The sequence below is a fragment of the Microbacterium neimengense genome, from assembly GCF_054782995.1.
This window is the reverse complement of sequence record NZ_BAAGRK010000003.1, coordinates 1200932-1227428: the sequence shown is the minus strand read 5'-3', so window position 1 is coordinate 1227428 and position 26497 is coordinate 1200932. Positions and strand designations below refer to the sequence as shown.

The window sequence follows — 26497 nt, the reverse complement described above, 5'->3', positions numbered from 1 at the left end:
TCGTCGTCACGGAGCCGCCGCACGCCGGCTCCCCGGATCAAGGAAGACCGGAACATGAGCCAGAACCCGCATGTGCTCCTCATCCACGGCGCGTGGGTGGGAGGGTGGGAGTTCGCCCCCGTCATCCCCGCGCTCCAGTCGCTCGGCTGGACGGTCGAGACCCTCGAGCTGCCCTCCACGGGGTCGACCGGATCCCTCGCCGCCGATGCCGCAGCGCTGCGCGACCGCCTCGATCACGCCGAGACGCCCGTCCTGCTGGTCGGCCACTCGTACGGCGGCGTCCCGGTGACGGAAGCCGGCGATCATCCGTCCGTCGCGGGCCTGATCTACATCGCCGCCTTCGCACTGGATGCCGGAGAGAGCGTCCGCGGGTCCGTCGGCGGCGCGTTCCCGCCCGGATGGCACGTCGCCGGCGGCCAGGTGACCCTCGGCGCCACCCGCGAGGACCGCATCGCGATGGTCTCCGCCGACTTCCCTCCGGGCACGCCGCCGGAGGCGGGCGAGCAGCTCGCCGACATGTTCCGTCCGCAGTCGCTCGCCTCCCTCACCGACACCGTGACCGCGGTCGCGTGGCGCACGAAGCCGAGCTGGTACCTGCTCACCGAGAAGGACGTGCTCGTGCCGCCGTCGTTGCAGCAGACGCTGGCCGAGCGCGCCGGCTCCGAGATCATCCGCCTTGCCACTGGGCACGCACCGTTCCAGGAAGACCCGCAGGGCTTCGTCGACGCACTCACACGCGTCGCCGCGAGCGCACGGGTCTGACCCCACCCACCGAAGGAGCACCTCATGACCCTCACCGATCCCGCATCCACCCTCGCCGCAACCGACCCTCGCGCACCGAAGCAGCTGTTCATCGGCGGCGCGTGGCGCGACGCCTCCGACGGCGCCGTCATGGACGTCGTCGCCCCCGCCACCGGCCGGAAAGTGGGCGAGGTCGCACGGGCGACCACCTCCGACGTCGACGCGGCGGTCGCCGCCGCCCGCGCCGCATTCGACTCCGGCGTCTGGTCGCGCCTCTCCAGCCGAGAACGCGCCCGCATCCTGCAGCGTGCGTACACGCTCATGCGTGAGAGGACCGAGGAGCTCGCGCAGGCGGAGAGCCTCGACGTCGGAAAGCCCATCACCTTCGCGCGCATCATCGACGTCAACAACGCGGCCGAGCTGTACGAGTTCTACGCGAGCCTCGGACACCACCTCGACGGCGACGTGCGCGAGACGACGGGCAACACCCACGCCTACGTGAAGCGCGAGCCGATCGGTGTCGTCGCGGCCATCACGCCCTTCAACTTCCCCCTCATCCTCTCCAGCTCCAAGATCGCGCCCGCCCTCATCGCGGGCAACAGCGTCGTGCACAAGCCGGCGAGCGACACTCCGCTGTCGGCGCTCATCATCGCCGACATCCTGCAGCAGGCGGGAGTGCCCGACGGTGTCTTCAACGTCGTGACAGGCCCGGGCGCCGCACTCGGCGATCACCTCGTCGGCCACCCGGATGTCGACAAGGTCGCTTTCACCGGGTCCACCGAGATCGGCGCGCACGCCGCCGCCATCGCCGGGCGCACGCTGAAGCCGTTCACGGCGGAGCTCGGCGGCAACGCCGCGAACATCCTGTTCGCCGACGCGGATCTGAACGCGGCGATCAACACGGTGATCTCGGCGTTCGTGTTCAACTCCGGTCAGTTCTGCATGGCGGGCCCCCGCCTGCTGGTCGAGCGTCCTCTGTACGACACGGTGCTCGCCATCCTCTCCGACGCCCTCCCGCATGTGCCGTTCGGCGACCCGACGGATGAGGGGACGGTCATCGGGCCCCTGGCCAGCGCGAACCAGCTCGAGAAGGTCGCGGCGATGGTGGACCGCGCCCGCGCGGCGGGAGCGCGCATCGTCACGGGCGGCGAGCGCGCCGATCTCGGCGGCGGCTTCTTCTACCGGCCGACCGTGATCGCCGACGTGCCGAACGACGCCGAGGTCGTGGCCGAGGAGGTCTTCGGTCCCGTCCTGACGGTGCAGCCCTTCGACACCGAGGACGAGGCGATCGCCCTCGCGAACTCGACACCGTACGGCCTGGCCTCCGGCATCCAGACCGCCGATCTCGCCAAGGCGCACCGCGTCGCCGCGCGCCTGGATGCGGGCATCACCTGGGTCAACGGCTGGGCGCTGCTGGACCCCTCCGTTCCGTTCGGCGGCGTCAAAGCATCCGGATGGGGACGGGAGAACGGCCCCGAGGCGATGGCCTCGTACCAGCGCACCCACTCGATCGTCTTCAACCTCGAGACCGGAGCCTCGGCGTGACCGCGGGTCGCGCCGCAATCCTCGAGGACGGCGCACTGCGCGTCGAGGACGTGGAGTACGGGGCACCAGGCCACGGCGAGGTGCTGGTACGGCTCGTCGCGACAGGGCTGTGTCACACGGATCTCGGCGTCATCGCCGGCGGCATCCCGTTTCCAACGCCCGGCATCATCGGGCACGAGGGCGCAGGCATCGTCGAACAGGTCGGGGCAGGTGTCGACTCCGTGGCACCCGGCGACAAGGTGCTGCTGAGCTTCACCTCGTGCGGTGCGTGCCGCGGATGCGCGGGCGGGCATCCCGCCTACTGCGAGACGTGGCAGGTGCGAAACCTGTTCGGCATGATGCGCCCCGACGATTCGGGCGCCATCATGCGCGACGGCGCTCCGGTGGCGGGCCACTTCTTCGGACAGTCCTCGTTCGGCACCTATGCGATCGCCGACGAACGCTCCCTCGTCGCGGTGGATGCGGATGCCGATCTCACCGTCCTCGCACCGCTCGGCTGCGGCATCCTGACCGGCTTCGGCTCGATGTGGAACGTCCTGGATCCGAGCCCGTCCGACACCGTCGCCGTCTACGGCTCCGGCGCGGTCGGACTGGCGGCGATCATGGCGGCAGCGCACCGCGGCCCCGCCGCGCTCGTCGCGATCGATCTCGTCGACGACCGGCTGACGCTCGCGCGCCGCCTCGGCGCGACCCACACGATCAACGCCAGCACGGACGACGTCGCGGCCCGCCTCGCCGAGATCACCGGCGGGCACGGCATCGACCTGAGCTTCGACACGACCGCCAATCCGCGCGTGGCCCGCGGTGCCCTGGATGCGGCCGCCATCCGCGGCACGGTCCTCGTGTGCGGCGCGCCCCCGCCCGGAACGGAGATCCCGGTGGACATCCAGGGCATCCTGACCGGAAAGGTCCTCCGCGGCGTCACGATGGGCGACACGCTGCCGCAGCAGCTCATCCCGGAGCTGGCTCGCCTGCACGCCGAGGGCCGGTTGCCGTTGGAACTGCTGGAGAAGACGTACACGCTCGACGAGATCGACCAGGCGGTCGCCGACATGCACCACGGGGTCACGGTCAAGCCGGTCATCGTCTACTGAGCCGGATGCGGGCGGACCCGGTGACGGGGGCCCGCCCGCATCCGTCGAACTTGTCACGGTCGCCGCCCGTCGCCACAACGAGCGCTCCGGCTACGGTTGCGCTATGCGTACCGCGGGGCCGCTCCAGGGCCGATCCGACACGACGACCGTCGCCGAACGGCGCACCCGCCCCGTCCTCTCGACCACGCACCACGAGGCGCTGAAGCATGCCTGACCCGCGCGGGATCGACAACGTGTTCATCCAGGTCGGCGACCTCGACGAAGCGGTGGCCTGGTACGAGCGGATCGTCGGGCTGACGCTCAAGGTGCGTGCGCCGGGTATGGCGGTGCTCGACGTCGGAGGAGACGTGGCGGGGATCGTCCTCAGCAGATCCGACTCCGTCTCGCCGACGAAGGTCTGGTTCGAGGTGGCGGATGCTCGCGATGCGGCCTCGGAACTCGGCGTGCCGACGTTACCGATCCCGACCGGACTGACGGCAGAGGTCGTCGATCCGTGGGGCAACCGGATCGGCTTCACCGACTACACGGCTCGCCCGGATCTTGCCCGCCCGTAATCCCTCTCCACGACCGGATGCGGACGGTCCCGATGGAGGGGCCGCCCGCATCCGTCTGTATCAGAGCGGGTACTGGCCCGGCTCGCGGCGCATCGTGATCCAGCGGGTCTCGGTGAACGCGTCGATGTTCGCCTGTGCGCCGCCGTGGCGAGAGCCGGTGCCGGAGGCGCCGACGCCGCCGAAGGGAGAGTTGGCCTCGTCGTTGACCGTCTGGTCGTTGATATGCACGATGCCGGTCGGGATGCGCTTCGCCAGGTCGTACGCCTTCATCGCATCGCGGCTCACGATGCCCAGCGACAGGCCGTACTCTGTCGCGGCGGCGAGCTCGACGGCCTCGTCGTCGGTCGCGAACGAAACCACCGAGGCGACGGGGCCGAAGACCTCGTCGCAGTACGCGGCCGCATCCTTCGGGGGATTCGCCAGCACCGTCGGGCGGTAGAACAGCTGCTCATACGTGCCACCGGCCGCGAGGCGGGCGCCTTGGGCGACGGCGTCCTGCACGAGCGTATGCACGCGGTCCCGCTGCGTCTCGTCGATGAGGGGCCCGAGGTGCACCTGGCCTGCGGCCGGGTCGCCGACGACCATCGAGTCGGCTTTCGCAGCGAGCTTCGCGACGTACTCGTCGAACAGCGACTCGTGCACGATGTGCCGACCCACGGTCATGCAGATCTGACCCTGGTGCAGGAACGCGCCCCACGTGGCCAGGTTGACCGCCTGGTCGACGTCGGCGTCCTCGCGCACGAGGAAGGCGGAGTTGCCGCCGAGCTCGAGGTGGGCGCGAGTGAGGTGGCGGCCGGCGAGCTCGCCGACCGCGCGACCGGCGCGCGTCGACCCCGTGAAGGCGACCACGCGCACGTGCGGGTCTGCCACCATCGCCTCGCCGACCTCGGCACCGCCCGACACGAGCTGCAGGATGCCCTTCGGCAGCCCGGCCTCCTCGAAGATGCGCACCATCGAGACACCGCCTGTCACGACCGTACGGGGGTCGGGCTTGAGCAGCACGGCATTGCCGAGCGCCAGGGCCGGCGCGACCGCACGGATGCCGAGGATGAGCGGGACGTTGAAGGGCGAGATGACGCCCACGACACCGACAGGGACCTGCTGCGCGAGCGACAGTCGCGGCTCCTCGCTGGAGAGGATGGTGCCCAACGGCGCCGACGGCAGGGACGACGCCTCGTAACACTCGGCCGCGGTCACATGCAGGGCGAAGCCTGCGAGCGGCGGGATGGCGCCGACCTCGCGGATGTTCCACCCCATGATCTCTTCCGCGTGCTGCTCCCACAGCTGAGCCGCCTTGCGCAGCACGGCCGCGCGGGCCGGATGCGGCGTGGCCGCCCACTCTCGCTGCGCACGAGCGGCGGATGCGGCGGCGCGCGCGACATCCGCCGCATCCGCCATGCCCACCTGCACGAGCGTCTCACCGGTGGCGGGCTCGATGGAGGCGATGGCGCCTCCCCCGCCTTCGACCCACTCGCCGTCGATGTAGATCCGCCCGGCGAAGACGTCGGGATCGATCAGTGTGGCGGTGTCCTGCGTTGCGGTCGACATCGGTGTCACCTTTCCGGGCTTCGCTGCCCTATACGTGTGAATACATCCTGAGCGACGCGGCTTCCGCGCGCAATGGGCGGGTGCTCCCGACTCAGCCCGCCGCGCGGGCAAGGCGGTGGGATCGGCGACCGGGGACGCTCTCCGACCAGCCGCGCCGGATCACCCCGATCGCGTCCCGTGCCAGCGCGAGGCCGTCGGTGTACGGCGTGCGCCAGATCGAGAGCACGTCGGCGGCGCCCCCGGCCAGCGGCCGCGAGAACGCCTCCACGCCCCACCGGCCGCGATAACCCGCATCCAGTGCTTCCCGCACGAGGGCGGGCACATCGACGGCGCCGTGCTCCAGCGCACCCCGACCGGACTGGCCGAGCTCGAGATAGCGCAGTCGCGGCATCGCGGTGCGGACCGCCTGCACGGCATCCGCCTCCTCGATCGCCATGTGGAAGCTATCGAGGTGGATGCCGAGGTGGTCAGATCCGCTCGCGGCGACGTAGTCCATAGCCTGGGCGGCCGTATTGACCGCGGCCTCCTCGTAGCGGTTCAGCACCTCGAAGGTCATCTGGATGCCGCGCTCGGCCGCCTCGTCCGCGACGGCTCCCACCGCTCGCGCACTCTCGGCCAGACGCGTGAGGCCCACCGGCTCCGACGGACGACCGAAGAGCCCGTAGGGCACCCCGTTCAGCTGATCGGCACCGAGCCGTTCGGCCAGCCGCACGCTCTCGCGCAGGAGCTCGACCCCCGCCCGACGCACGTCGGCGTCGGGCGAGGAGACATCGGCGTCCGGCACCTGTCCGCACATGGCGATCGGCAGCATCCCGGTGCGCACGAACGCGTCGGCCAGAGCCTCCGCATCGACGGTGGCGGCATCCAACGGCGGGAGCACGGCGCGACGGTAACCCATCTCCCGCAGGTCGTGCAGAACCGGCACGAGCTGCGACGGGGCCAACTCGGGAGTGATCGCCGAGAGGTGGCATGCGAGATCTAGGTCCATGACGCGCCTCAGAACACCGGCAGATCGAGCCGCTGCTTGAACACCGAGTAGCCGTCGTCGACACTCACGACGGTGCCATTGATGGCGTTCGCCTCGTCGGAGGCCAGGAATGCCACGACGTCCGCGATCTCCTCGGGAGCGGTCAGGGCGTTGCGCATCTGTTCGGCGGCGAACGTCGCCCGCAGCTCTTCGCTGAACTGGTTGATGATCGGGGTTCCGACGCGGCCCGGGGTGATCGCGACGGCGCGGACGCCGTACTCGGCCAACTCGTAGGCCGCGGATCGGGTGAACGAGATGACGGCGGCCTTGGCCGCGCTGTACGAGAACGAGAGCTCCGCCGCCTGCTGCCCGTAGATCGACGACGTGCTGATGATCACGCCACCCGTTCCCTGTTTCCGGAACTGCCGGCCGGCGGCGAGGATGCCGTAGTAGACGCCGTCCTGGTCGATGCGGATCATCGGGGCGTAGTCGACCTCGGGGTCGTGCTCGAGCAGCGGCTTGCCGCCCGCGATCCCCGCGTTGTTGAAGATCACGTCGAGCGAGCCGAACACCTCCACCGTCCTCGCGACGGCGGCCTCGACATCCTCAAAGCGGGAGACATCGGTACGCACGGCCGCGACCGAACCCGTGAAGCCGAGGCCCTCGAGCTCCGTCACGACCTGATCGGAGCGAGCCAGGTCGACGTCGGCGATCATGACCTTCGCGCCCTCGCGGAGGAACTTCTCGACGGTCGCGCGGCCGATGCCGCTGCTGCCACCCGTGATGAGGGCGGTCTTCGATTCCAGTCGCATGTGCGACCTCCATCCATGTCTGGGATGGGGCGGGGCGCTCTCCGCACCCCGCCCCATCGGGTCAACCGAGCTTGTCGGAGGGGGTGATGCTGTCCGCGTTGTCGACGGTCACGAGAGTGGTCGCGACGGCATCGAAGCGGGAAGAGGGCAGCGTGCCGTCCTTGCGGTAGGCCTCGATGTCCCCCACGACCGTGTCGAGGATGCTCGGCCAGGGCTGCTCGATGGTCGCCAGGAACGGACCGCCCGCCTTGATGGCGGCGATCGCCTCGCTCGTGGCGTCGACGCCGGTGACCTTCGCCTTCGAGCCCGCCTCGCTGACGGCCTGCGCGGCGCCGAGCGCCGCGTCGTCCCAGCCGACCCAGACGCCGTCGAGGCCGCCGGGGTTCGCCGACAGGTAGTCCGCGACGAGAGACAGCGCCTCGGTGCGTCCGGTCGCGGGAGAGGCGACCTTCTGGATGTCGCCGCCGGCGATGTTCGCGCCCGCGGCGGTCAGCGCCTTCTCGGCGAGGCTCGCGCGCAGCCGGATGCCGGGGTGCGGGTCGTGGCCGATGACCATGATGTTCTTGCCCTTGAGCCCCCCGAGGGCGTCATCCAACGCCCCGACGGTCTGGTCGACGATGCCCTGCTGATCGGCGGTGACGTTGACCGCGAACGCATCGTTCTCCTCGGTCGCGGAGTCGATCGCGAAGATCGGGATGTTCGCGTCCTTGGCCGCGGTGACGATGGAGCCGATCGAGGCGACGTCCGTGTAGCCGTCGAAGATGGCGTCGGCACCCTGGCCGATCGCGCTCTCGACGGCCGGGTTCATCTTCTGGAAGTCGAAGTCGCCCTGGATGACCGTCAGATCCCAGCCGAGCTCGTCGGCCTTGTCCTGCACGGCCTTGACCCACCAGGCGCCGACCGGCGTCTGGTTTCCGGAGGTGAAGGCGATGACCTTGAACTTGTCGTCGCCGCCGCCACCCGAGCCGCCCGACGAGCATCCGGTCAGGACGAGGGCCGCTGCGGCGGCCACGGCCGCGAGAGCCTTGATTGATGTGCGCACGTCTTACTCCTTTGTGTTCGTGCCGTTGTGATGGTGCACGGCCGCGGGGCGGCCGCTTCGGGAAAGTGGATGCGGAGCGTCAGCGCTCTCGGTGCCGCAGCGACGACAGCGTCACCGCGGCGATGATGATCAGGCCCGTGACGACCTGCTGGACGTAGGCGTTGACGCCCAGGATGTTCAGGCCGTTGCTCATGACGCCGATGATCGCGACGCCGACCATGGTGCCGCCGAGGTTCGCGGCTCCCGAGCGGACGACGGTCATGCCGAGGAAGACGGCGGCGACGGAGAACATCATGTTGTCGCTGCCCTGCACGGCGCTCGCACTTCCGAGGCGCGCCGCCAGCAGCACGCCGCCGAGCGCCGAGATCGCCCCGGCCGCGGTGAACGCGATGAGCCGAGCCCGCCGCACGTTGATGCCGGACAGGCGCGAGACCTCGACGTTGCCGCCGGTCGCGTACCAGCGACGACCCATCGTCGTGAAGCGCAGCACGAACCACAGCAGCAACGAGATGACGATCGCGATGTAGACCGGGATCGGGATCTCGAACAGCTTCCCCTGCCCCATGGAGTTGAACTCCGGCGGCAGGTTGAACAGCGTCGTCCCCGCTGTCACGAGGTAGGCAAGCCCCACCACGGAGGTCATCGTGGCGAGCGTCGCGACGAACGCGGAGAGATTCACGTAGGCGATCAGCAACCCGTTGACGAGCCCGACGAGCAGACCCACGAGGATCGCGACGGCGACCGCGACGGTCACGGGAACGCCGTTGATCATCATGGATGCGGCGACCGCGCCCGCGAGCGCCGAGGTGGCGCCCACCGACAGGTCGAAGTCGCCGACGACCATGACGATGGTCTGTGCCCCGGCGATGATGGCGAGGATCGAGACCTGGTACAGGATGTTCTTCACGTTTGTGAAGGTCAGGAACACATCGGGGCGCATCGCGAAGAAGAAGACGATGAGCACGATGAGGGCGACGACCGTGCCGCCGTGGAGGAAGATGCGCCCGAACGACTCGGCGCGCGCGGTCACGATGCTGCGCGTGGTGAGCGTGGGGTCCGTGGTGGTGGCCATGTCACTCTGACTTTCCGTAGCAGTAGGAGAGGAGCAGTTCGTCGTCGGCCTCCGCCGCGGCGACCTGTCCGGAGATGCGGCCCTCGTGCATGATGACGACGCGGTCGCTCATGCCGATGAGCTCGGGGAGTTCGGAGCTGACGGCGATCACGGCGGTGCCGGTCGCCGCCAGGCGACGGATGAGGCGGTAGATCTCGGCCTTGGTGCCGACGTCGATTCCGCGCGTGGGCTCGTCCATGAGCAGGACGGCGGGCTGTCGCTCGAGCATCTTGGCCAGCACGACCTTCTGCTGGTTGCCGCCCGAGAGCTCGCCCACGCTCTGACGGGGGCTGCGCGCCTTGATCTGCAGGTCCGACATCCCGCGGCGGGCGATGTCGGCGATGCGCGCCTGGGAGACGACGCCGACCGAGCTCACCGAGGAGAGGTTTGCGATCGTGATGTTGTCCTGGATCGACGCGCCCAGGATCACGCCCTGGCTGCGGCGCTCCTCCGGGACGAGCGCGATGCCCGCGGCGAGCGCACGCCCCACTCCCGGCGAGCGCGGCAGGGTCTTGTCCCCCACCGTGATCGTGCCGGCCTGGTGCTTCTGCGCCCCGGCGAGGATGCGCAACAGCTCACTGCGTCCTGCGCCGGCCAGCCCGCCGATGCCGAGGACTTCGCCCGCACGCACCTCGAACGACACGTCCTGCACGCGACGACCGGTCAGGCCCTCGACGCGCAGCACGACGTCTCCGCCGCCCGAGCCCCGCTCGGGATAGAGCTGCCCCGCCTCACGGCCGACCATGAGCGAGATGACCTCGTCGATGTGCGAGTCGGCCACATCCTTCGTGATGATGGTCTCGCCGTTGCGCATGATCGTCAGCCGGTCGCACAGCTCGAAGACCTCCTCGAGGCGGTGCGAGACGTACACGATGGCGACGCCACGCTCGCGCAGCGAGCGCAGCACGGCGAACAGGTCGGTGATCTCGGTGTCGGTGAGCGACGCGGTCGGCTCGTCCAGGATGAGCACCCGCGCATCGGTGGCGAGGGCGCGGGCGAACGCCACCATGGTCTGCTGCACGGGCGACAGATCGCCCGCCAGCTTGCCCAGCGGGATGCGCTGATTGATGCTGTCCAGCTGCTCCTTCGCGCGTCGGCGCAGCTCGCGCCAGTTGACGACACCCCCGCGGCGCGGCGTCTGCTCGCCCAGCAGGATGTTCTCCGCCACCGTCAGCGACGGGATGATGGACAGCTCCTGGTAGAGCGCCACGATCCCCTCGCCGCGCGCGGTGCGCACGCTCTGGAACTCGACCTCCTGGCCCGAGCGCAGAATGGTGCCGCCGTCCGGGGCGTACAGCCCCGTCACGACCTTGATCAGCGTGGACTTGCCCGCGCCGTTCTCGCCGAGCAGCGCGTGGATCTCGCCGGGGAGCACGGACAGCCGCGCACCCTTCAGGGCGTGGACCCCGTCGAAGCGCTTGACGATGTCGCGAGCCTCGAGCGCGGGGGCGGTCTCCACCGGCGCTGCCTCCCGTTCGAGTGCGGTTGTCATGACAACCCTCCGAGCCTGGCCTCGTCGTTGCAGGCGATGATGACCTTGGGATGGCGCCCGGTGAGGTGCGCCTCGAAGGCCTCCGCAGCCTGCTCGAGAGGGAAGACGGCCTGGGTGAACTCGGCCAGGTCGAGCTGCGGAAGCAGGTTCAACGCACGTGGGAACGCGTACGGCGAGACGAAGACGCCCGTCAGCGTGAGCTCCTTCAGATAGAGGTAGTCCGAGATGTTCAGCGGCAGCTCGTAGTCGCTCGGATACATCGCGCCGTAGACGACCGTGCCGCCCTTGGCCGCCAGATCGAGCAGTCCTCGAGTGGCGCGGGTCGATCCCGAGGCGTCGATCACGACGTCGTAGCCGCGCCCCTCGGTGAGCTCGTCGGCGATCGCGGCCTGATTCTCGCTCGTGGGGTCGATCGTGTACTGCGCGCCGTGACGCCTGGCCATCCCCCGCCGGTCCGCGATGGGCTCGATCATCGTGAGCGCGGTCGCACCGTAGCGGGCCATGACCTGCACCGTGAGCTGCCCGATCGGCCCGCCGCCGCAGACGACGACACGATCGCCGACGCGGATGCGGGTCTTGTCGGCGATGCGCACGGCGACGGACGTGGGCTCCAGCAGGCATCCTTCGAGCAGGCTCACGCTGTCGGGCAGGCGGTAGACCTGCGACATGTGCCAGGTGACCGTCTCGGCCATGCCCGGACGGTTGTAGTCCTGGATGTGCTCGCAGAACTGCTGGCGTCCGTCCTGGCACGGACGGCACGAGCCACAGAAGCGGAGGAAGTTGCCGGCGACACGGTCGCCGACACGGAGACCACCCCGCCCGGCGCGCTCGCCCAGCGCCTCGATGACGCCGGAGACCTCGTGCCCGAGTCCGATCGGCACGTCCGTGCCGAAGAAACCCTCGGCCAAGTGCGGGTCGGATCCGCAGATGGCGGCGTAGGCGACGCGGATACGGACGTCCTCCGGGCCCAGTTCGGGCTGCGGCATATCGACGACGCCGATGCGGCCGCGGGCCGCCTCATCGGGGTCGCGGAGATTGCCGATGCGCGTGACGGCGACGGTGCGCATGGTCCGGCTCACCCCTCGGCCGCGATCACGCGACGCAGTGCCGCGGTCGTCGCCGACAGCCCGTAGCCGTACTTGTCGCGCAGTTGCTCGTCCTCGCCGAAGCCCGCGTACACCTGCGGGATCCCGAGCCGCTCGAACGCCGTCAGACGGATCCCGCGATCGGCCACGACATCGGCGACGCGGGTGGCGAGGCCACCGTAGGCGAGGTGATCCTCGAGCACGACGAAGCGGCCGCCCGTCTCGGCTGCGGAGCGCACGATGAGCTCCTCGTCGATCGGCTTCAGCGTGAACATGTCGACCACGCGAACGGAGCGGCCGTCCTTGGCGAGCTCGTCCGCGGCATCCAACGCCTGGGCGACGGTCGTGCCGTGCGTGAAGATCGTCGCGTCCGTTCCCTCGCGTGCCACGATCCCCTTGCCGATGCGCACCTCGTGCTGACCGGGCTCGTAGAGGACCTTGTCCTTCTTGCCGACGGCGAGGCGGATGTAGATGGGCCCCTGCATCGTCATCGACTGCCGGATGATCTCGCCGACCATGAGCGGGTCGCCGATCGAGGTGACGGTCATGTTCGTCAGCGCGCACATGAGCGCGAGGTCCTCGACCGCGTAGTGCGTCGATCCGCCGTTGCCGACGAGTCCGCCGTGCGTGCCGATGATCTTCACCGGGAGGTTGGGATAGCAGACGTCGGTACGCACCTGCTCGAGGGCGCGCATGCTGAGAAAGGGGAGCATGCCGGAGACGACGGGGATGTTGCCGTCGTAGGCGAGGCCGGCGGCGATGCCGACGCACGCCTGCTCCGCGAGTCCGACATCGATGAACCGGTCGGGGAAGGTGTCGCGGAATTCGACGAGCGTCGCACCGATGTCCGGGGTCAGCACCCACAGGTTCTCGTACTCGGCGCCCAGCTCTGCGAGCGTCGAGCCGATCACAGACCGAGCTCCGAGGAACTCTCCGAAAGTGAAGGTCACAGGCATCAGACGGACTCCTTCTCACGCGAGGCGGTGAGCGCCGCGAGGGCGCGTTCGAGGTCGGCGGCGCCGAGCGATCCGGCGTGCCAGGCGAGGTTGCGCTCCATGAAGTCGACGCCCTTGCCCTTGATGGTCTCGGCGATGATGACGGTGGGCGTCTCGCTGTCGGGCTCGGGCAGCGCGTCGAGCGCCTCGACCAGCTGCCCCATGTCGTGGCCGTCGATGTGCACCACGTTCCACCCGAAGGCGCGCCACTTGTCCGGGTAGGGCTCGAACGCGACACGCTCCTCCGCGAAGCTCGTCATGAGCTGGCGGTTGCGGTCGACGAAGGCGACGAGGTTGCCGAGGCGGTTGCTGCGGGCGGCCATGACCGCCTCCCAGACCGACCCTTCGCCGGTCTCGCCGTCGCCGAGGAGGGTGAAGACACGGTGGTCGTCGCCACGGTGGCGGGCACTGAGCGCCATGCCCACCGCGAGAGGGAGACCGTGGCCGAGCGAGCCCGTCGACGCCTCGACACCGGGCAGCTGCACCTTGCACGGGTGCATGCCGTAGGCGCTGTCGAGCTGACCGTAGGTGTCGACGATGCCCTCGTAGGAGAAGAAGCCGCGCATCGCCATCGCGATGTACATGCACACGGCCGCGTGACCCTTGCTGAGCACGAAGCGGTCGCGCTCGGGGTTGGCGATGTCGGTCGGGTCGACGTTCAAGCCGTAGTGGAAGAGAGCGGTGAAGATGTCCGCGGAGGACAGGTCGCCGCCGATGTGGACGGCGCCCTCGTAGGTGCCGCACAGCTGCAGGAGCTTGCGTCGCAGCTCGAACGCCAGATCCTCCAGTTCGGCCACGTTCGGACGCCGGTCCGTCTGCAGGGGGGAACTGCTCATCATGCCTCCTCGTCGATGGCAGGGAGACGTCGAATGTGCGTGGAATCGCGTCTTCATCGACGTCGTTCGGGTGTCGCCATCCGACTCTGGAGGGCGACCCGGTGAACGTAGCACGATCTCATTTACATGTAAACAGGAATGGACGTAAACTCGTGCCGCGGGGGTGGCGACGGTCGCGATCCCGCACATATCCGAGACACAGAGAGGTGCAGGGATGTCGAGTTCGATCGCCCAGACGTCCGCCGGAGTGCGGACAGGGCTCTACATCGGAGGCGCGGAGCGCTTCACCGATGACGTTCTACAGATCGCCGATCCGGGCAAGCCCGGCGTCGTCGTCGGCGAGGCGGCCGCAGCCTCGCCCGCGGATGTCGCGGATGCGGTCGCCGCCGCATCCGCCGCTTTCGGGTCGTGGAGCGCGCTGTCGGCGGCCCAGCGTGCGGAGGCGATGGCCGCCGCCATCGCCGGGATCGCCGACGACCGCGACACGGACGCCGCCGTCCTGTCGCAGGAGAACGGCAAGATCCGCTTCGAGGCTTGGGTGGACGCCCTCGTCTTCGAGATCCGCTGGAACCTCGCCCTCATGCTCAAGGACGAGGTCGAGAAGGGTCACACCCTCCCCGTGATTCCCGGCGCGATCCCCGTCACGACCGAGGTGGCGTACCAGCCGCTCGGCGTCGTCACTGTCATCGTGCCCTTCAACTGGCCGATCGCCATCCTCGGCGCAGCCCTGCCGCACGCACTGCTCGCGGGAAACACCGCGATCGTGAAGCCGCCGCCCTCGGCGCCGCTGGCGACGACCCGCGTGGTGCAGCGCATCGCCGAGAAGCTGCCGCCCGGCGTGCTCAACGTCGTCACGGGCCGCGACGAGAACATGTCGGAGCTCATCCAGAGCCCCGACGTCGCGAAGGTCTGCTTCACCGGCAGCGTCAACGGCGGAAAGCGCATCATGCAGATGGCCTCGCAGACGCTCACGCGCGTCACGCTCGAGCTCGGCGGCAACGACGCAGCGGTGTTCCTGGAGGACGCGATCCTCGACGACACGCACCTCGACCGCCTCTACGCCGCGATCTACGACACCACGGGGCAGATCTGCATGAACGCCAAGCGCGTGTTCGTGCACCGCTCGCGTCTGGATGAGCTGGTGGCGGGACTGGAGGCACGCCTCGAGAAGGCCGTCATCGGCTACGGGCTCGACGAGGGCACGACCATGGGACCGCTGCACCAGCCGGCGCAGAAGGCGTTCGTCGAGGAGATCATCCAGGAGGCGAAGGATGCCGGCGCCGACGTGCGCGAGTACGGCACCCTGCCCGGGGGCGAGCTCGCGGGCGGCAACTTCCTGCGTCCGGCGATCGTCGTCGACCCCGACCCGTCGCTGCGGGTGGTGACCCAGGAGCAGTTCGGCCCCGTCATCCCGATCCTCCCGTTCGACTCCGAGGAGGAGGCGGTGGCCCTCGCGAACGACACCTGGGGCGGCCTGTGCGGTTCGGTCTGGACCGCATCGCCCGAGTCGGCGCAGCGCGTGGGATCCCAGCTGGTCTGCGGCTACGTCTGGGTCAACGACCACGGCGCCACCCGCCTCGACCTGCGCGCGCCGTTCGGCGGCATGAAGCAGTCCGGCTTCGGGCGCGAGCAGGGCATCGAGGGCGTGCGCGCCTTCCAGGACACCCGGTCGATCGCCACGATCGACCCCGAGGCCCTGGCCGCGATGGCGCACTGACGGCCACGAGGCGGGCCGGGACCTCCTCCCGGCCCGCCTCGTGCAGCGGCGGACGCCGCATCCGACTCCCCGAGAGGAAACCCATGCCCACAGATCGCACTCGACACGCACACGGCGTGAAGCCCCCCGCCGAGGCGGTCGTCGAGCCGTTGGTGGACCATATCGATCCGGACGCGTTCACCCCGCGCCTACTCGCCCTGCTCTCCAACGCGCTGGTCTGGCGCGAATCTCACGAGCTCAGGCGCCAGTTCGATCTGGGCACGAACGAGTGGCGGGTCATCTCCGCGCTGGCCATGAACCCAGGCTTCTCCGCCTCCGAGGTCTCGGAGTTCCTGGTGGTCAACAAGGCGATCGTCTCCAAGAGCGTGACGACCCTGGTCGAGCGGGGGCTCGTGGTGCTCGCGGAGGGCGCACGCGGATCGCGGCCGATGTATCTGACCGCAGCCGGCGCGGCCATGCACGACGACATGCTGCCGATCTCCCTTCGCGGGCAGGAGATCATCCTGGCCCACATGACGCCGGTCGAGGTCACCCGGCTGAATGCGCTGCTGCGCAAGATGCTCGACGAGATGCGGGTGCTCCAGAGCATCGACAACGAGTCCTGGCTCGCGGATGCGGGAAGCGCCCGCAAGGGCTGAGCCGCCGCGGCGGCCCGTCAAGCCCTGCTCGCCCAGCCAGGCGCGCGCATCCGCCTCGGCGTCCGTCGAGTTCAGGGTGGACGACGGGCCGTGAAATACCTCTTGTCATTACCTATCGACATAGGTACTCTCGCTGACGAGGCGCAACGAAGCCCTCCCGACAGCGGAAGGACCACGACTCGTGGCACGTAATATCCCCGCACCCGACCCAGCCGCATCGCTCGCACTGCTCGACGGCTTCTCGCTCGAGATGACCGGCAAGGACATCCCCGGACTCGAAGAAGCCCGCGACGTCATCCCCGCCGGCACCAAGATCAACGTCACCTTCCTCGGCAACGAGGACCTCGACATGCGCGTCGCCGCCGCCAAGGCCGTGAAGGATGCGGGATTCGTCCCCGTCCCGCACGTCTCCGCCCGCCGACTCGCCTCCGCGGCGCAGCTCGAGGAGTTCCTCGACCGTCTGCAGCAGGTGGGCGCCACCGAGCATGTCTTCGCCGTCGGGGGCGACCCGGCCGAGCCCGAGGGCCCGTACCCCGACTCGCTGAGTGTCATCCGTTCCGGCATCCTGCAGAAGTACGGCGTGCGCGAGGTCTCGATCGCGGGCTACCCCGAGGGTCACCCCGACATCCCCACCGAAGTCCTGTGGCGCCACCTCGAGGACAAGTCGGCGGCCCTCGCCGATGCGGGCCTCGGCCAGGTCATCCTCACGCAGTTCGCGTTCGACACCGACCCGGTCATCGACTGGATCGACGGCGTACGCGAGCGCGGTGTCACCGCGGAGATCCGCATCGGTACGCCGGGCCCCGCGGGCATCAAGCGCCTGATCACCTTCGCCCGCCGCTTCGGTGTCGGCGCGAACGCGATGATCGTGAAGAAGTACGGGTTCTCGCTCACCAACCTGATGGGAACGGCGGGCCCCGACCGGTTCATCGGCGACCTCGGTGCGCTCGTCGCGCAGAAGGACTCGCGCGGACCTGTCAAAATTCACTTCTACACGTTCGGCGGTCTGCGGGCGACATCCGACTGGGCCCGCGACTACATCGCCGCGCAGTCCTGAGGAGATCCCCGCATGTCCCTGCACAAAGACGCCCTGCGTGACCACGCCTGCCTGATCGTGCACGGCCCCGACCAGCCCGGGCTCGTCGCCGCCGTCACCGCACTCATCACGCGCAACAAGGCGAACATCGTCACGCTAGACCAGTACTCGGACAACCCCGAGGGCGGCGCGTTCTTCCAGCGCGTCGTCTTCCACCGGCCCGACCTCGCGGCGGCGATCGGCGACATCGAAGCCGACCTCGCCCAGACGCTGGAGCCCTACGGGATGCAGTGGCGCCTGACCGACCAGTCGGTGCCGAAGCGGATGGCGATCCTCGCCTCCACGAGCGATCACTGCCTGCTCGAGCTGCTGTGGCGCCACCGCCGGGGCGAGCTCAACGTCACGATCCCCATGGTGATCTCCAACCACACGAACACCGCCGAGGATGTGCGCTCGTTCGGCATCCCCTTCTTCCACGTGCCCTCGCAGGGCCCGGACAAGTCGGAGGCCGAGCGCGAGATCGTCAAGCTCCTCGCGGGCAACGTCGACTTCGTCGTACTGGCGCGCTACATGCAGATCCTCACCGACGACTTCCTCGAGGGTGTCGGCGTGCCGGTCATCAACATTCACCACTCCTTCCTTCCCGCCTTCATCGGCGCCGGCCCCTACAAGAAGGCCAAGGAACGCGGCGTCAAACTCATCGGCGCCACCAGCCACTACGTCACCAAAGACCTCGACGAGGGACCGATCATCGAGCAGGACGTCGCCCGCGTCGACCACTCGATGACGGCCGCCGACCTCCAGGCCCGCGGCGCCTACGTCGAGCGGGCCGTACTCTCGCGCGCCGTGCAGTGGCACGCCGAAGACCGTGTCATCCGACACGGCAACCACACCATCGTCTTCACCTGACTCCGACGCCTCACCCGAGGCGCCGGCCCCCGAACAGAGAGGTTCATCGTGGCCAGCAACCTGCAGGAACTCATCGACCAGACCAACCCGGTCGAGATGCTGCGCAACTCGCAGATCGGCTCCTACATCTACCCGGTCGTGCCCGCCGACTTCCAGAACTGGATCAAGGAGCAGCAGGCCTGGCGCAACACCGCCGTGCTCTACGACCAGTCCCACCACATGGACAACGTGTTCCTGAAGGGCTCCGACGCGATCAAGCTCATCAGCGACACCGCGATCAACTCGGTCGCGAACTTCGCGGTCAACAAGGCCAAGCAGTACGTGCCCACCACCGCGAGCGGCCATGTGATCGGCGACGGCATCCTCTTCCGCGAGGCCGAGGACGAGTACGTCTACGTCGGACGCGCTCCCGCATCCAACTGGCTGATGTACCACGGCGAGACCGGCGGCTACCAGAACCTCGACGTGCAGGTCGACCGTCGTTCGCCCTCGCGCCCGTACGGCCACGCGGTCACGCGCCGCTACTACCGCTTCCAGATCCAGGGCCCGAAGGCCTGGGACGTCATCGAGAAGCTCAACGGCGGCCCGCTGGAGAAGCTCGGCTTCTTCAACATGTCGACCATGACGATCGCCGGAAAGACCGTGCGCACCCTCCGTCACGGCATGGCCGGGGCTCCCGGTCTCGAGATCTGGGGTCCCTACGAGGACCACGACGCCATCCGCGACGCGATCGTGGAGGCGGGCGTCGAGTTCGGTCTCGTGCCCGTCGGATCGCGCGCCTACCCGTCGAACACGCTGGAGTCCGGCTGGATCCCCTCCCCGCTTCCCGCGATCTACTCGGGTGAGGCCGAGCGCGGCTATCGCGAGTGGCTCGGCGTCGACAGCTACGAGGCCACCGGAACCCTCGCAGGCTCCTTCGTCTCCGACAACATCGAGGACTACTACCTCACCCCCTGGGAACTCGGCTACGGCTCGTTCGTGAAGTTCGACCACGACTTCATCGGCCGGGACGCGCTCGAGAAGATCGACCCCTCGACCCAGCGCAAGAAGGTCACCCTCGCCTGGAACGCCGAGGACCTCGCCAAGGTCTGGGGCTCGCTGCTGAACGTCGACGGCCCCAACTACAAGTTCTTCGACCTGCCGCTGGCCAACTACGGCTCCGCGAACTACGACTCGGTGGTGGATGCGGACGGCACGGTCGTCGGCTTCTCGATGTTCACCGGCTACAGCGCCAACGAGCGTCGCGGACTCTCGCTCGGCACGGTCGACCCCGACGTGCCCGAGGGCACCGAGCTGAAGGTCGTCTGGGGCGAGCCGAACGGCGGCACCTCCAAGGCCTCCGTCGAGCCGCACGAGCAGACCGAGGTGCGCGTGGTCGTCAGCCCCGTGCCGTACTCGACGGTCGCCCGCCAGACCTACCAGGGCGGCTGGCGCACCGGCTACAACGGCTGAGCCTTCGACGCGACGCGGGGTCCGGTCCGCCCGGGCCCCGCGTCGGCGTTTATGGATAGCCTCAGAGCCACACCTCGGAAGGAGAACGGCGGATGAGCCTGCGCTACGCGCTCCTCGCCCTCGTGCGGGTGGGACCGCAGTCCGGCTACGACCTGCAGAAGCAGTTCGCGGTTTCGGTCGGGCACGTCTGGCACGCCCCGGACTCCCAGATCTACCCCGAGCTTCGCAAGATGGAGTCCGAGGGCCTCGTGCGCGGCGAGGAGCAGGCACGCGGCGAGCGCGGCACCCGACGGATGTACCACATCACCGCCGAAGGGGATGCGGCCTTCCTCGCGTGGATGGCAGCCCCGCTGGACTACCAGCGGGTGCGCGACCCCGCTCACCTCCGGGCGGCCTACCTCGAAGCCGGCACGCCCGCCGACTCCCGCGCATTCCTGCGCGCGCACATCGCGCAGTGGGAGAGCGAGCTGGAGCAATGGGAGGGCGAGCTGGCGCGCATCGACGCGGTAGACAACCCCATGCTGCTGCGCCGTCTCGCCGTCACCGCCGAGGCGGACAGAGAACGCACGATCGCCTACAAGCGCTTCGCCTACGAGGGTCTCGTGGAGCGCGCGCGGGGCGAGATCTCGTGGGCGCAGCGCGGTCTCGCCCTTGTCGAGCGCCTCGAAGGCGCAGAAGGAGCATCATGACCATCGACACGGCAGCGCGCACCGACCGCGCCCGCGCGGTCGCGGCCGTCCGCGAGCTCCTCGAGGCGGTCGGCGAGGATGCCGATCGCCTCGGGCTCACCCGCACCCCGGAGCGGGTGGCAGACCTCTTCCTCGACCTGTTCTCCGGGCTCGGCGTCGATCCGGCATCCGCCCTCGGAGCGCCCGTCGCCCTCACCGACAACGAGCATCCCGGTGAGCTCGTCGGGATGACCGCGATCCCGTTCCGCTCGGTGTGCGAGCACCATCTACTGCCCTTCGAGGGCACGGTCGATGTCTTCTACGCGCCGGTGCGTCACATCGCGGGCCTCAGCCGCATCGCGACGCTCGTCGAGCTCGCCTCCCGTCGCCCCCAGCTGCAAGAGCGCCTCGGGCACCAGATCGCCGAAGCGCTCATGACCGTGCTGCGCCCGCACGGGGTGGCCGTGCGGGTGGAGGCCCGGCACGGCTGCGTGGCCCATCTGGAGCCGAGCGCCGCATCCGCTCGCGTGGTCACGGTCGCGACCCTCGGCGAGATCCCCGACGCGACCTGGCGCCTCGCCGCACCATCCACCCCCTGACGCTCGCGGATCGGACACAATAGTGTTGACGATCCGGTGCGGCGCTTCCGCCCGAGAAGGGGATGACGATGACGTTTCCCTCCGTGACGGACGAGGCCGAGCAGGCGGCGCGTCCTGAGCTGGCCGCACAGATCCGCGACGCGATCCTCGGCGGCGAGTTCGCCCCCCATCAGCGACTCATCGAGGCCGATCTCAGTGAGCGCTTCGAGGCGCCGCGGGCAGCCGTGCGCACCGCGCTGCTGACGCTCGCGGGCGAGGGTCTGGTCGAGCGCCTACCCAACCGCGGCGCGCGGGTACGAGCCATCACGGTGGACGAGGCGGTCGAGATCGTCGAGGTGCGCATGGGGCTCGAGTCGCTGTGTGCCCGCAAGGCCGCCGAGCGGGTCGACGACGACGACATCGCGGGGCTGCGGACGCTGCGATCCGACATCGAGCAGGCGATCGCCGCGGGCGACCTGGTGCGGTACTCCCGTCTGAACCAGGAGCTCGACCGCCGCCTGCGCGAGCTCAGCGGGCACGCGACCGCATCCCAGCTCCTGGAGCGTCTGCGCGCGCAGTCCGCACGGCACCAGTTCCGGCTCGCCTTCCACCCCGGTCGCGCCGCACAGTCCGCGCCCGAGCACATCGCGATCATCGACGCGGTCGTGGCCCGTGATCCGGATGCCGCGGAGGCCGCCACCCGGCAGCATCTCGCCGGCATCGTCGACATCCTCCGCTCGCTCGACTGACCGCATCCGTCGCCACCACCCCAAAGCCCGCGAGACTGCACTTTCGCGACGAGATCACGGGTATTTACCGTGATCTCGTGCGAAAGATGCAGTCTCGCGGGATCTAGAAGGGAAGCCGGGGGATGCGGGTCAGCCGAAGGACTCGACCGTGGTGTACCCCTGTCCGTTGTACTTCTGCACGACCACCGACGACACGGCCGGCTGACCGTCCACGGTGGTGTCGACGGCGGTGCCGTCGAGCATGAGCGGCGCCTGGAAGTCGCTGATCGAGCGCAGCGCCTCCATGAAGTTCTCGCGCGTCGGCGCGGTCATCTTCTCGAACGCCTGCTCGAGGGTGGCTCCGACCATGAAGCTCCACATGCAGTGCGGGAAGGCGGGCATGTCCTGGTAGTCCGCGTACTGCTTCAGGTCGGTCAGGAAGGTCTGCACATCCTCGTCGTCGGCGAACGCGGGGCTCGCGGGCGCCTTGGAGAACGACACCGAGTACACGCCGGGGAAGGCGTCGGCGCCGCCGGGCTGCAGGATGGCGGTCGGGCTCGACGTGTTCGACGGCAGGAACCAGCTGGGGCTCCATCCCAGTTGCTGTGCCTTCTGCAGCGACGAGATCACGAGCGGAGTGATCGACATCGCATTGAAGAACACGTCAGCACCCGAGCTCGCAAGCTCCGTCAGCTGGGCGTCGACGGCCGTGTCGGTCGCCTCGTAGGTGAGCTCCTTCACGATCTCGATGTTGCTCGCACCCTCGACGGCGTTCTTGAAGCCCTCGAGGTAGCCCTCGCCGTAGTCGTCGTTCTGGTACAGCACGGCGACCTTGTGGTTCTCGCCGGATGCGGCCAGGAGCTTGCCGAAGGCCTCGCCCTCGTTCTGGTAGATCGGCACGAAGCCGAGCTGCCAGGGGCTCTCGTTCGTCTCGCTGAAGATCGGGTCACCCGTCATGACGAGCACCTGCGGCACCTCGTCGGCGATGGACGCCTCGCGGTAGGCGCGGTTGGTCGGCGTACCGAGACCGGCCGTCATCGCGAAGACGCTGTCCTTCAGCTGGTCGTAGTTGGCCTTGGCCTTCTGGGGGTCATAGGCGTCGTCGAGCGCCTTGATGTCGACCTTGCGGGTCTTGCCGTCGCCGAATTTCACGCCGCCCTCGGCGTTCTTGGCACCGAAGTACGCCGTGATGCCGGCGACCGTGCAGGTTCCGGGGCCGGCCGTCCCGCCGCTGAGCGGCGTGGTGATGCCCAGGCTGATGGATGTGTCGGTGATGCCGGGGCTCGCGGCCGCGGCGCCGCCGGTGGCATCCGAGCCTCCCCCGCCGCGCGAACATCCGACGACGGTCAGTGCGAGAGCGGACGTCAGGGCGACGATGCCCAGCACGCTCCTCTTCCTCAGATTCATGGGTGATTCTGCCTCTCTGTGGTGATTCCCTCGGTGCTCGGCGACGCGGGAATGTCGCCGGACGCTGGGTTGCTCGGTCCTCGATCGGGGCGACGCCGCATCCGTCTCAGTCGGGCGGGGAGGGATGCGAGTCCTCCGGGCAGGACGAAGAGCACGAGAAGCAGCAGCGCACCCTGGAGCACGGCCGTGAGGTTGGGGTCGACGAGGTTCGTGAGCTGGGGTGCGAGCACGTAGTACGCGCCGCCCAGGAGCGACCCGATGATGCTGCCCGCGCCGCCGATGACCATGGCCGCGAGCAGCTGGATGGAGTGCCCGAAGCTCATCGTCTCGGGCGAGGTGTACTGCACGACGACCATGTAGAGGAAGCCACTCACGCCGCCGATGAGGGAGGCGACGGTGAACGCGAGCACCTTGTACCGGTAGGGCGAGACGCCCATCGCCGCGGCGACCGCCTCGTTGTCCTTCACAATGGCGAACGCGCGGCCGTACTTGCCTCGTACGAGATTGCGGGTGAGCAGGAAGGCGATGCCTCCGATGATGATCACGAGGTACAGCTGCCACTGGTCGTCGTACAACCCGGTCCACTCTGGCGCATCCGTGAAGCGCGCCGACACGCCCTGCGAGCCGCCGGTCAGATCCGACAGCCGCTTGGCCAGCGGGACGCCGACGATCGGCAGCGCGATCGTCACCATTGCGATGGCGAGCCCACCCAGCCGCGCGGCGGCGAGGGCGATGACCAGCCCGACGACGCCGGGGATGACGATGCTGAGCACGAAGACGAGGGCGATGTTCCAGTCGTTCTGCACGCCGTACGCGGTGACGTACGCACCGAGCCCGACGAAGAAGATCTGCCCGAGCGAGACCTGCCCGGTGTAGCCCATGACGACGTTGAGCCCCAGGACCGCGACGGCGAAGACGCCGATGCGGGCGATGGTCTGGTTGGCGAACTCGGGCAGCATGAGCGGCAGGAGCACGAGCAGCGCGACGACCGCGAGGACGACGACGACGCGTACCCAGCGACGCGAGAAGACGGATGCGGTGGAAGCCATCAGACACGCACCACCGTTCTGCGGCCGAACAGGCCCTGTGGTCGCACCAGCAGCACGACGAAGATGAGCACGAAGGGAACCGCGACCTTGAGGTCGTATCCGATGAAGGGCACATAGACGGCGGCGAGGTTCTCCAGCACGCCGATGATCCACGCCGCCGCGACCACTCCGACAGGGCTCGAGAGTCCGCCGAGGATGACGGCGGCCAGCGCGTAGACGAGGGCGTTGTCCATCATCCCGGGGGTGAGCGTGAGCTGCGGGGCGACGAGCGCGCCGGCGACCGCACCCAGACCCGCCGCGAGCCCCCATCCGACCATCAGCAGGCGGCTCACCGGCAGGCCGGAGAAGGCCGCGGACTGCGGATTCACCGCGACGGCCCGCAGCGCCAGGCCCAGCTTCGTGCCGGCGAACAGCGCCTGCAGCAGGATCATGATCGCGAGGATGACCACGGTCGTCCCGATCGATCGCACACTCACCGACGCGCCCAGCACCGAGATCGTGTCGAGCGGGAAGAGAGAGGGGAACTGCTGGTTGTTGTAGGTGAAGAGCCAGCCGCAGACGCCCGTGATGAGCGTCAGCAGACCGATCGTCACCACGACGGCCGTGTCGGGGTCGCCGCCCTCGAAGCGACGCATGAGGTAGCGCTCGACGACGGCGCCGAACAGGAACGAGATACCCACCGAGAGCAGGATCGCGAGAATCAGCGGAACCCCGAGCGCGGTGAACCACCAGGCGAGGTAGGCGGAGAGCACCGCCATCCCGCCCTGGGCGAAGTTGATCAGGCCGGTCGCCTGGTTGACGAGCACGATCGCCAGTGCGAGTGCGGCGTAGACCGAGCCGACGGACAGTCCGTCGATGACCAGTTGGATGAAGGTTCCCACTCTCAACCTCCCAGGTAGGCGCGGCGGATCTCGTCCATGCCCTTGAGTTCGGCCGATGTGCCGGTCAGCACGTTCCGCCCCGTCTCGAGCACGGTCGCGGTGTCGACGAGACGGAAGGCGAGCGTCGCGTTCTGCTCGACCACGAGCATCGCGATGCCGGACTCTCGGCGGAGTCTGGCGATGGCGTCGTAGACCGTGCGGGCCGTGCTCGGGGCGAGGCCCAGAGACGCCTCGTCGAGCAGAAGCAGCCGCGGGCGCGCCATGAAGGCGCGGGCGACGGCGAGCATCTGCTGCTCCCCGCCGGAGAGCGCGGAGGCGTGCGAGCGGTAGCGCTCCTTGAGGTTGGGGAACAGATCAAGGCAATAGTCGATGTCGCCCTGGATCGCCTTGTGGTCGCGGCGCTGATACGCGCCGACCCGCAGGTTCTCGCGCACCGTCAGGGCGCCGAGGGTGCCGCGTCCCTCGGGCACATGCGCGATGCCGATCGATGCGACCTTCTCAGGCCGCATCCCGCGGATGTCGCGGCCGTCGAACCGGATGGTGCCGGTCGTGCGCACCATTCCGCTGATGGCACGGAGCGTGGTCGTCTTGCCCGCACCGTTCGCCCCGAGGATGCCGACGGCTCCCTCCTCGGGCACGCTCAGCGACACACCGTCGAGCACCTGCACGGGACCGTACGACGCGGTGACGTCGACGAGTTCAAGCAGCGTCATCGGCGGCCTCCTTGCCGATGTAGGCCTCGATCACACGAGGATCGCTCTGCGCTTCGGCGGCCGAGCCCTCCATGAGCGTGCGGCCGTGATCGAGCACGACCACACGGTCGGTCAGTGCCGCGATGAGCCCCATGTGGTGCTCGACGATCACGACGGTGATGTCGTCCTCGTCGCGGATGGCACGGACGGTCGCGATGAGCTGTTCGACCTCGGAGTGCGGGAGCCCGGCCGCCGGCTCGTCCAGCAGGAGCAGCTTCGGGTGCGACATGAGCGCCCGGCACAGCTCGATCGCCTTGTGGAGTCCGTGCGAGAGCTCGTCGGCGTGGCGGTTCGCCGCCCAGCCGAGGCCGGAGCGCTCCAGCAGCCGCAGCGCCTCGGTGCGCATCTCCCGCTCCGAGCGCCACGTGCGCGGAGTGCGGATCGCCCACTCGCCGGGTCCACCGGGCAGGCGCGTGTGCGCACCGAGCATCACGTTCTCGAGTACGGATGCGTGCAGCTGCAGGGCCGGGTGCTGAAAGGTGCGGGCGAGTCCGCGCCGCGCGAGGTGCGCCGGGGTCTGGCCCGATGCCTCGTCGCCGTCGATCGTGATCGAACCGGAGCTCGGCCGGTAGTGCCCGCTGATGCAGTTGAACAGCGAGGTCTTGCCTGCACCGTTGGGGCCGACGAGACCGAAGATCTGCCCGGGCTCCACCTCGAAGCCGACATCATGGAGCACTGTGATCCCGCCGAACCGCAGGTTCACGTCCGTGAGGGTGAGTCGAGCCGCCATGGCCGCCTTTCCGTGTCGCCGCGTCATTGCGAGACCGGGGGTTCGCCCCGTTCCTGGGACGGTACGGAGTTGCCCCAAAATTGTCAACGATTTTGGCGTCGATTCCGGAGCACGTTCTCATCACACTTTC

Annotated in this window: 26 protein-coding genes; 12 read left to right on the top strand and 14 right to left on the bottom strand. The window is 69.0% G+C overall.

Annotated features, from left to right (window positions below):
* The first annotated feature begins 54 nt into the window (after positions 1 to 54).
* From ACYVJS_RS08725 to ACYVJS_RS08710, 4 genes are all read left to right on the top strand, one after another.
* Positions 55 to 762, top strand: a complete 708-nt coding sequence (locus ACYVJS_RS08725) for an alpha/beta hydrolase (RefSeq protein WP_460739559.1) — start codon at positions 55 to 57, stop codon at positions 760 to 762.
* Between the two features lie 24 nt (positions 763 to 786).
* Positions 787 to 2286 carry an aldehyde dehydrogenase family protein gene (locus ACYVJS_RS08720; protein ID WP_460739558.1) on the top strand — a complete coding sequence of 500 codons (1500 nt, stop codon included), beginning with the start codon at positions 787 to 789 and terminating at the stop codon, positions 2284 to 2286.
* On the top strand, positions 2283 to 3380 hold the full coding sequence (locus tag ACYVJS_RS08715) for an NAD(P)-dependent alcohol dehydrogenase (protein WP_460739557.1): 1098 nt from the start codon (positions 2283 to 2285) through the stop codon (positions 3378 to 3380). Before ACYVJS_RS08720 ends, ACYVJS_RS08715 begins: the two co-directional genes overlap by 4 nt.
* Positions 3381 to 3586: 206 nt before the next feature.
* On the top strand, positions 3587 to 3934 hold the full coding sequence (locus tag ACYVJS_RS08710; protein WP_460739556.1) for a VOC family protein: 348 nt from the start codon (positions 3587 to 3589) through the stop codon (positions 3932 to 3934).
* Between the two features lie 60 nt (positions 3935 to 3994).
* Here ACYVJS_RS08710 and ACYVJS_RS08705 read toward each other — a convergent pair whose 3' ends face one another.
* The 9 genes from ACYVJS_RS08705 to ACYVJS_RS08665 form a co-directional block, all read right to left on the bottom strand.
* The gene (locus tag ACYVJS_RS08705) at positions 3995 to 5482 is read right to left on the bottom strand and encodes an aldehyde dehydrogenase family protein (RefSeq protein WP_460739555.1); all 1488 of its coding nucleotides are present in this window, start codon (positions 5480 to 5482) and stop codon (positions 3995 to 3997) included.
* 91 nt (positions 5483 to 5573) lie between these two features.
* Positions 5574 to 6470, bottom strand: coding sequence for a sugar phosphate isomerase/epimerase family protein (locus ACYVJS_RS08700; protein WP_460739554.1), 897 nt, complete (start codon positions 6468 to 6470; stop codon positions 5574 to 5576).
* A gap of 8 nt (positions 6471 to 6478) precedes the next feature.
* Positions 6479 to 7261, bottom strand: coding sequence for an SDR family NAD(P)-dependent oxidoreductase (locus ACYVJS_RS08695; RefSeq protein WP_460739553.1), 783 nt, complete (start codon positions 7259 to 7261; stop codon positions 6479 to 6481).
* Between the two features lie 61 nt (positions 7262 to 7322).
* Positions 7323 to 8303, bottom strand: a complete 981-nt coding sequence (locus tag ACYVJS_RS08690) for a sugar ABC transporter substrate-binding protein (protein ID WP_460739552.1) — start codon at positions 8301 to 8303, stop codon at positions 7323 to 7325.
* A 79-nt stretch (positions 8304 to 8382) separates the two neighbouring features.
* Positions 8383 to 9375, bottom strand: coding sequence for an ABC transporter permease (locus ACYVJS_RS08685; protein ID WP_460739551.1), 993 nt, complete (start codon positions 9373 to 9375; stop codon positions 8383 to 8385).
* Between the two features lies 1 nt (position 9376).
* Complete coding sequence (locus tag ACYVJS_RS08680) at positions 9377 to 10906, bottom strand: sugar ABC transporter ATP-binding protein (RefSeq protein WP_460739550.1); 1530 nt, start codon at positions 10904 to 10906, stop codon at positions 9377 to 9379.
* Positions 10903 to 11973 carry a zinc-dependent alcohol dehydrogenase gene (locus tag ACYVJS_RS08675; protein WP_460739549.1) on the bottom strand — a complete coding sequence of 357 codons (1071 nt, stop codon included), beginning with the start codon at positions 11971 to 11973 and terminating at the stop codon, positions 10903 to 10905. The genes ACYVJS_RS08680 and ACYVJS_RS08675 overlap by 4 nt, the downstream gene beginning before the upstream one ends.
* Positions 11974 to 11981: 8 nt before the next feature.
* The gene (locus ACYVJS_RS08670; protein WP_460739548.1) at positions 11982 to 12947 is read right to left on the bottom strand and encodes a transketolase family protein; all 966 of its coding nucleotides are present in this window, start codon (positions 12945 to 12947) and stop codon (positions 11982 to 11984) included.
* Positions 12947 to 13822 (bottom strand): transketolase, encoded by an 876-nt coding sequence (locus ACYVJS_RS08665; RefSeq protein WP_460739547.1) that lies wholly within the window; start codon positions 13820 to 13822, stop codon positions 12947 to 12949. Before ACYVJS_RS08665 ends, ACYVJS_RS08670 begins: the two co-directional genes overlap by 1 nt.
* Before the next feature lie 214 nt (positions 13823 to 14036).
* Between ACYVJS_RS08665 and ACYVJS_RS08660 the strand changes: the two genes are divergently transcribed.
* The 8 genes from ACYVJS_RS08660 to ACYVJS_RS08625 all read left to right on the top strand — a co-directional run bounded on the left by ACYVJS_RS08660 (position 14037) and on the right by ACYVJS_RS08625 (position 21569).
* Complete coding sequence (locus tag ACYVJS_RS08660; RefSeq protein ID WP_460739546.1) at positions 14037 to 15539, top strand: aldehyde dehydrogenase family protein; 1503 nt, start codon at positions 14037 to 14039, stop codon at positions 15537 to 15539.
* A 116-nt stretch (positions 15540 to 15655) separates the two neighbouring features.
* A complete protein-coding gene (locus ACYVJS_RS08655; RefSeq protein WP_460739545.1) occupies positions 15656 to 16177 on the top strand; it encodes a MarR family winged helix-turn-helix transcriptional regulator in 522 nt (173 codons plus the stop codon).
* 250 nt (positions 16178 to 16427) lie between these two features.
* Complete coding sequence (locus tag ACYVJS_RS08650) at positions 16428 to 17234, top strand: methylenetetrahydrofolate reductase (protein ID WP_460739879.1); 807 nt, start codon at positions 16428 to 16430, stop codon at positions 17232 to 17234.
* 12 nt (positions 17235 to 17246) lie between these two features.
* Positions 17247 to 18122, top strand: coding sequence for a formyltetrahydrofolate deformylase (gene purU / locus ACYVJS_RS08645; protein WP_137418715.1), 876 nt, complete (start codon positions 17247 to 17249; stop codon positions 18120 to 18122).
* Between the two features lie 48 nt (positions 18123 to 18170).
* Positions 18171 to 19574, top strand: a complete 1404-nt coding sequence (gene ligM, locus ACYVJS_RS08640; protein ID WP_460739544.1) for a vanillate/3-O-methylgallate O-demethylase — start codon at positions 18171 to 18173, stop codon at positions 19572 to 19574.
* 92 nt (positions 19575 to 19666) lie between these two features.
* Entirely contained in the window at positions 19667 to 20263 is a 597-nt protein-coding gene (locus ACYVJS_RS08635; protein WP_460739543.1) for a PadR family transcriptional regulator, read from the top strand.
* Positions 20260 to 20841, top strand: a complete 582-nt coding sequence (folE, locus tag ACYVJS_RS08630; RefSeq protein ID WP_137418712.1) for a GTP cyclohydrolase I — start codon at positions 20260 to 20262, stop codon at positions 20839 to 20841. The genes ACYVJS_RS08635 and folE overlap by 4 nt, the downstream gene beginning before the upstream one ends.
* Before the next feature lie 68 nt (positions 20842 to 20909).
* Positions 20910 to 21569 carry a GntR family transcriptional regulator gene (locus ACYVJS_RS08625; protein ID WP_460739542.1) on the top strand — a complete coding sequence of 220 codons (660 nt, stop codon included), beginning with the start codon at positions 20910 to 20912 and terminating at the stop codon, positions 21567 to 21569.
* A 129-nt stretch (positions 21570 to 21698) separates the two neighbouring features.
* On the opposite strand, the gene ACYVJS_RS08620 is transcribed toward ACYVJS_RS08625, so the two are convergent.
* From ACYVJS_RS08620 to ACYVJS_RS08600, 5 genes are read right to left on the bottom strand one after another with little or no spacing between them, the layout of a single operon-like run.
* Positions 21699 to 22955 (bottom strand): ABC transporter substrate-binding protein, encoded by a 1257-nt coding sequence (locus ACYVJS_RS08620; RefSeq protein WP_460739541.1) that lies wholly within the window; start codon positions 22953 to 22955, stop codon positions 21699 to 21701.
* Positions 22952 to 24004 carry a branched-chain amino acid ABC transporter permease gene (locus tag ACYVJS_RS08615; RefSeq protein ID WP_460739540.1) on the bottom strand — a complete coding sequence of 351 codons (1053 nt, stop codon included), beginning with the start codon at positions 24002 to 24004 and terminating at the stop codon, positions 22952 to 22954. The genes ACYVJS_RS08620 and ACYVJS_RS08615 overlap by 4 nt, the downstream gene beginning before the upstream one ends.
* The gene (locus ACYVJS_RS08610; protein ID WP_460739539.1) at positions 24004 to 24885 is read right to left on the bottom strand and encodes a branched-chain amino acid ABC transporter permease; all 882 of its coding nucleotides are present in this window, start codon (positions 24883 to 24885) and stop codon (positions 24004 to 24006) included. Before ACYVJS_RS08610 ends, ACYVJS_RS08615 begins: the two co-directional genes overlap by 1 nt.
* A gap of 2 nt (positions 24886 to 24887) precedes the next feature.
* Positions 24888 to 25598, bottom strand: coding sequence for an ABC transporter ATP-binding protein (locus tag ACYVJS_RS08605; RefSeq protein WP_460739538.1), 711 nt, complete (start codon positions 25596 to 25598; stop codon positions 24888 to 24890).
* Entirely contained in the window at positions 25585 to 26367 is a 783-nt protein-coding gene (locus ACYVJS_RS08600; protein WP_460739537.1) for an ABC transporter ATP-binding protein, read from the bottom strand. Before ACYVJS_RS08600 ends, ACYVJS_RS08605 begins: the two co-directional genes overlap by 14 nt.
* Positions 26368 to 26497 lie beyond the last annotated feature (130 nt).

Excerpts from the sequence above, each read along its gene's own strand:
- ACYVJS_RS08725 (WP_460739559.1), top strand. The coding sequence starts at position 55 with ATGAGCCAGAACCCGCATGTGCTCCTCATCCACGGCGCGTGGGTGGGA.
- ACYVJS_RS08720 (WP_460739558.1), top strand. The coding sequence starts at position 787 with ATGACCCTCACCGATCCCGCATCCACCCTCGCCGCAACCGACCCTCGC.
- ACYVJS_RS08710 (WP_460739556.1), top strand. The coding sequence starts at position 3,587 with ATGCCTGACCCGCGCGGGATCGACAACGTGTTCATCCAGGTCGGCGAC.
- ACYVJS_RS08705 (WP_460739555.1), bottom strand. The coding sequence starts at position 5,482 with ATGTCGACCGCAACGCAGGACACCGCCACACTGATCGATCCCGACGTC.
- ACYVJS_RS08700 (WP_460739554.1), bottom strand. The coding sequence starts at position 6,470 with ATGGACCTAGATCTCGCATGCCACCTCTCGGCGATCACTCCCGAGTTG.
- ACYVJS_RS08695 (WP_460739553.1), bottom strand. The coding sequence starts at position 7,261 with ATGCGACTGGAATCGAAGACCGCCCTCATCACGGGTGGCAGCAGCGGC.
- ACYVJS_RS08685 (WP_460739551.1), bottom strand. The coding sequence starts at position 9,375 with ATGGCCACCACCACGGACCCCACGCTCACCACGCGCAGCATCGTGACC.
- ACYVJS_RS08680 (WP_460739550.1), bottom strand. The coding sequence starts at position 10,906 with ATGACAACCGCACTCGAACGGGAGGCAGCGCCGGTGGAGACCGCCCCC.
- ACYVJS_RS08675 (WP_460739549.1), bottom strand. The coding sequence starts at position 11,973 with ATGCGCACCGTCGCCGTCACGCGCATCGGCAATCTCCGCGACCCCGAT.
- ACYVJS_RS08670 (WP_460739548.1), bottom strand. The coding sequence starts at position 12,947 with ATGCCTGTGACCTTCACTTTCGGAGAGTTCCTCGGAGCTCGGTCTGTG.
- ACYVJS_RS08665 (WP_460739547.1), bottom strand. The coding sequence starts at position 13,822 with ATGAGCAGTTCCCCCCTGCAGACGGACCGGCGTCCGAACGTGGCCGAA.
- ACYVJS_RS08660 (WP_460739546.1), top strand. The coding sequence starts at position 14,037 with ATGTCGAGTTCGATCGCCCAGACGTCCGCCGGAGTGCGGACAGGGCTC.
- ACYVJS_RS08650 (WP_460739879.1), top strand. The coding sequence starts at position 16,428 with ATGACCGGCAAGGACATCCCCGGACTCGAAGAAGCCCGCGACGTCATC.
- purU (WP_137418715.1), top strand. The coding sequence starts at position 17,247 with ATGTCCCTGCACAAAGACGCCCTGCGTGACCACGCCTGCCTGATCGTG.
- ACYVJS_RS08635 (WP_460739543.1), top strand. The coding sequence starts at position 19,667 with ATGAGCCTGCGCTACGCGCTCCTCGCCCTCGTGCGGGTGGGACCGCAG.
- folE (WP_137418712.1), top strand. The coding sequence starts at position 20,260 with ATGACCATCGACACGGCAGCGCGCACCGACCGCGCCCGCGCGGTCGCG.
- ACYVJS_RS08625 (WP_460739542.1), top strand. The coding sequence starts at position 20,910 with ATGACGTTTCCCTCCGTGACGGACGAGGCCGAGCAGGCGGCGCGTCCT.
- ACYVJS_RS08620 (WP_460739541.1), bottom strand. The coding sequence starts at position 22,955 with ATGAATCTGAGGAAGAGGAGCGTGCTGGGCATCGTCGCCCTGACGTCC.
- ACYVJS_RS08615 (WP_460739540.1), bottom strand. The coding sequence starts at position 24,004 with ATGGCTTCCACCGCATCCGTCTTCTCGCGTCGCTGGGTACGCGTCGTC.
- ACYVJS_RS08605 (WP_460739538.1), bottom strand. The coding sequence starts at position 25,598 with ATGACGCTGCTTGAACTCGTCGACGTCACCGCGTCGTACGGTCCCGTG.
- ACYVJS_RS08600 (WP_460739537.1), bottom strand. The coding sequence starts at position 26,367 with ATGGCGGCTCGACTCACCCTCACGGACGTGAACCTGCGGTTCGGCGGG.